At 55.6% G+C, this 3,980-nt stretch carries 4 protein-coding genes and 1 pseudogene; 2 read left to right on the top strand and 3 right to left on the bottom strand.

The window, feature by feature from the left end:
• Nucleotides 1-228 (top strand): annotated as a pseudogene (locus OGY37_RS11960) (IS1 family transposase); the annotation flags it as partial.
• Between the two features lie 103 nt (nucleotides 229-331).
• Here OGY37_RS11960 and tnpC read toward each other — a convergent pair.
• From tnpC to tnpA, 3 genes are read right to left on the bottom strand one after another with little or no spacing between them, the layout of a single operon-like run.
• The gene (gene tnpC / locus OGY37_RS11965) at nucleotides 332-1,867 is read right to left on the bottom strand and encodes an IS66 family transposase (RefSeq protein ID WP_286620879.1); all 1,536 of its coding nucleotides are present in this window, start codon (nucleotides 1,865-1,867) and stop codon (nucleotides 332-334) included.
• Nucleotides 1,868-1,916: 49 nt separating this feature from the next.
• A complete protein-coding gene (tnpB, locus tag OGY37_RS11970) occupies nucleotides 1,917-2,264 on the bottom strand; it encodes an IS66 family insertion sequence element accessory protein TnpB (protein WP_000609174.1) in 348 nt (115 codons plus the stop codon).
• The gene (tnpA, locus tag OGY37_RS23405) at nucleotides 2,261-2,644 is read right to left on the bottom strand and encodes an IS66-like element accessory protein TnpA (RefSeq protein ID WP_001201739.1); all 384 of its coding nucleotides are present in this window, start codon (nucleotides 2,642-2,644) and stop codon (nucleotides 2,261-2,263) included. Before tnpA ends, tnpB begins: the two co-directional genes overlap by 4 nt.
• A gap of 1,151 nt (nucleotides 2,645-3,795) precedes the next feature.
• On the opposite strand from tnpA, the gene OGY37_RS11975 reads away from it, so the two are divergent.
• The coding region (locus OGY37_RS11975; protein WP_286620881.1) for a hypothetical protein at nucleotides 3,796-3,980 on the top strand (185 nt) is incomplete at its 3' end.

Here is a 3,980-nt window from a genome sequence, read left to right on the forward strand (position 1 = left end):
TCACTTAAAAAACTCAGGCCGCAGCCGGTAACCTCGCGCATACAGCCGGGCAGTGACGTCATCGTCTGCGCGGAAATGGATGAACAGTGTGGTTACGTCGGCGCTAAATCACGCCAGCGCTGGTTGTTTTACGCGTATGACAGGATACGGAGGACGGTTGTTGCACACGTCTTCGGTGAACGTACTATGGCCACGCTGGAGCATCTTCTGAGCCTGCCGTCGGTCTTTCAGGGCGCGTGGTTCCTTTTAAACACCAGTTCTGTATCTCTTTTAAAGATCCTTTAATAAATGTAAGCGTGCAGTGAGAACCGTATTGACGAAGTGAAGCTGGTCAGGCAGGCAGAGTAACCCGCCACGGGAGCAGAGCACCCACCCGGTTCACAGGCCAGTCGGCGATGACATCAAGTACATAATGCAGATAGCGTTCCGGATCCACGCCGTTTAATTTGCACGTCCCGATAAGACTGTACAGTGACGCACCGCGCTCACCACCATGATCCGAGCCGAAGAACAGCCAGTTTTTTCTCCCCAGACTGACCCGTCGTAGGGCGTTTTCGGCAATGTTATTATCCACCTCCACCCAGCCATCTTCTGCATAGCGGATCAGCGCCGGCCACTGGTTCAGCGCATACCCGAACGCCTTCGCCAGTTCTGAGTGCCTTGAGAGGGTTTTCTGTTTCTCCCGCAGCCACCCCTCCAGTGACGCCAGCAGCGGCAGCACTTTTTGGTGCCGGACTGCCTGCCGTTCCTCTGCTCTTTTACCTCTGATCTCCGACTCGATGGCATACAGCTCGCCGATCCGTTTCAGCGCCTCCTCCGTCAGGACTGACGGGGTACGGACGTGAACATCGTGGATTTTTCGGCGGGCATGGGCCCAGCACGCGGCTTCCTTTATATGGCCGTCGCGGTAGAGCTCGTTGAACCCGGCGTAGGCATCAGCCTGCAGTACGCCACTGAAGCCTGCAAGATGGGTCTGAGGGTGGATACCTTTTCTGTCCGGGCTGTAAGCGAACCACACTGCGGGGGCCAGCGCTGATCCGGCGTTGCGGTCGTCTCGAACGTACGTCCATAAGCGCCCGGTCTTCGTCTTCTTATTGCCCGGCAACAGCACCGGGACAGGCGTATCGTCAGCATGGAGTTTGCTGTCGGTCAGGACATAGTGCTGAAGGGCTTCATCCAGCGGTGCCAGCAGACGACAACACGCATCCACCCAGCCCGACAGTACAGAACGACTCAACACTACACCCTGGCGGGCATAGATCTCCGACTGGCGATACAGCGGTGTGTGCTCTGCATACTTTGAGGTCAGCACTCGGGCCAGCAGCCCCGGTCCGGCGATCCCCCGTTCGATGGGGCGCGAAGGAGCCGGGGCCTGAACGATGCGATCGCACCGACGGCAGGCATGCTTTTCACGGACTGTCCGGATAACCCGGAAGGCGCTGCGCATCAGCTCCAGCTGTTCGGCGGCATCCTCACCCAGGTAACTCAGCGAACCACCGCACTCCGGGCAACACGGCTCAGTCGGCAGCAGCCGCTTCTCATCCCGTGGGAGTGACTCAGGGAACGGTTTGCGGGTGCGGGTCTGACGCAGCGGGCGCTGCACTGCCGGGTCATCCACCCGGCCGGTCAGCGTATCGCTTTCCTGCTGCAGCAGGTTCAGGTCAGCTTCCATTTGCGCGATACGGCGGGATACCTTTTCGGAACGACTGCCGAAGTTCATCCGGCGCAGCTTATCCAGTTGCGCCTGCAGATGGTCTATTTCGCGTTCCCGGTTGCTCAGCTTTTCCTGCAGGGCGTGGATCAACGCTTCCTGTTCGGCCAGGCGCTGTTTCAGCAGAAGGATGTCGTCAGAAGAGGTGTCGTTCATAAGCCTGTATTTTACCAGGCTTATTCTGCGACAACCAGGATAAAGAGCGCTACAACATGGTCAGGGATGTCAGTAACCGCTTTGGCTGTCGCCAGTCGATACCTTCCATCAGCATCGCCAGTTGCGCCGGCGTCAGGAACACTTTGCCATCGCGGGCTGAGGGCCAGGCGAAGCGACCACGTTCCAGTCGCTTTGTCAGCAGGCACAGACCATCGCCGGTGGACCAGAGCAGTTTTACCTGACTGCCGCTGCGTCCCCGGAAGATGAAGACGTGGCCGGACATCGGGTCATCTTTCAGCGCGGTCTGCACCTTTGCGGCGAGGCCATTGAAGCCGTTGCGCATATCGGTGATACCGGCAACCAGCCAGATTTTTGTGCCTGCGGGAAGATTTATCATACAGGCCCCCGCATCAGTTCGCGCAGGACAGTGCTCATGAGTTCAGCAGAGGGATGAGTCAGTGTTATTTCTCCTCCCCGACATTTTATGTGGCAGGTAGCGGGAGGAGAGCAGGATGGTAGTTCGAAGGTTGGGAGAGAAGAGCCCGCCTGAAGCTGCACGGGTATCAGGGCAGGAAGCGACGATGAGTTTTTTCGGGGCCGACAGACCCGCCCTTCACGCTGCCAGAGCCTTATCCATTTAAAGAGCAGGTTATCATTGACGTCATGTTTCCGGGCCAGTGCGGCAATACTGCCTTCTTCTTCAAGAGCCAGCCTGACCAGTTCCATTTTGAATTCAGGGGAATAGTGTTTCCGGGGAAGTCTTTCTTTAGCGCGCATGAGGTGTCCACCTGCAAAATAAGTGGGTGCTTAAGTTACAGGATCCTGGATTCGGGACCAGACGGTACTCAGACGACGCTTACTAATAAATCCTGTAAACACATAACCTCTTCATCGCCTACCCTGTGGACAGGCTCCGGAGAATGCCCGCCCTTGCAGCGACCTGACGGTCGCGCCGGTTCGGCAACATCAGAAAGAGCTCCCATCGCTTCGCGAAGGGCCCCGGCCGGAGAAGCAAATTAGTTACAGCATTCAAAAGGAAGTTCATCATAAAACCGGCGCCGGTTTGCCGGCCAGGTGCCCCTCCCCAACACTGAAAAGCGCCGCCGCCCCCGGCCGAAGGCCGGGAGTAGTGTCGCTTTTAATGATGGGTGTTGTAACTACTCTTCATCATCGCTGTGAGTGGAGCTGCGGTCAGTTCTCTGGTACACGCTCGTAAGCGGCCCTCCGGCCCGCTAACGCGGAGATACGCCCCGACTGCGGCCTCGCCTTGCCGGGTCAACTCCGACCGCGTACAGCGGCGTCTGAGATGTTTTTCGCGGGTATGGCTTTGCAGCTACCATGTTAAGTTCCCTGGTGTCGCTGAAATAGTTGATGAACATCCCCCTAAGCGTCAGCAGCAAGCTGCCGCCGCTAAGGCCCCGGAAATCACGCCCTTTACGTCGTAAACGCCGTAAAGCCCGCTCACCGGGGTTAAAAGGGATTACATTAACTTCTTCATTGCTGTTAGCGGGTTAAAGCTAATCAGGGCAGGGGGAGGATGGCAGAATTTATAGCCCGGTAACCGGCTACGCCGGGCTTTCGGCGCCATTTGACTCCACAGACACATGTAACCTCATCTGGCGCCTCCATGCCGCTGACGCGGCATCCAGAAGCTTCCCGATGCTGTAAATCTTAACGTCTGCTTTGTTCAAAAAGTAATTCGTGCCTAATATACGTTCATTAACGTATGTCCCAGCTTTGATACAAATAAATGCACCAGGAAGCGGCAGGCTGAGTAACCAAGAACCCCTTAGAATATAGGATGATTTGTATCGGCACTCATTACACCATGCTTTCCGATTAACGCCGCATAGCAAGTTGAACTTTGCTACTCTGTGAAAGGTAGTGTCTTCTATCCAGTGCGGATTTAATTAATGGAATAAATGATTATGAGTGAAAATGATACAATCCCGAAGAAGTCTACAAGCCAGATTAACAAAGCGGTATTTTTTACATCTGCTTTGCTGATTTTCCTTCTTGTTGCCTTTGCCGCCGTATTCCCGGATGTCGCCGACAAAAATTTTAAACTACTTCAGCAACAAATCTTCACGAATGCCAGCTGGTTCTACATCCT

Origin of the sequence: Citrobacter sp. Cpo030, assembly GCF_030333005.1 — a bacterium.
In the GTDB taxonomy this organism is placed as follows: Bacteria; Pseudomonadota; Gammaproteobacteria; order Enterobacterales; family Enterobacteriaceae; genus Citrobacter; species Citrobacter portucalensis.

Coding starts and splice junctions, on each gene's coding strand:
- tnpC (WP_286620879.1), bottom strand. CDS start 1,867: ATGAACGACACCTCTTCTGACGACATCCTTCTGCTGAAACAGCGCCTG.
- tnpB (WP_000609174.1), bottom strand. CDS start 2,264: ATGATAAATCTTCCCGCAGGCACAAAAATCTGGCTGGTTGCCGGTATC.
- tnpA (WP_001201739.1), bottom strand. CDS start 2,644: ATGCGCGCTAAAGAAAGACTTCCCCGGAAACACTATTCCCCTGAATTC.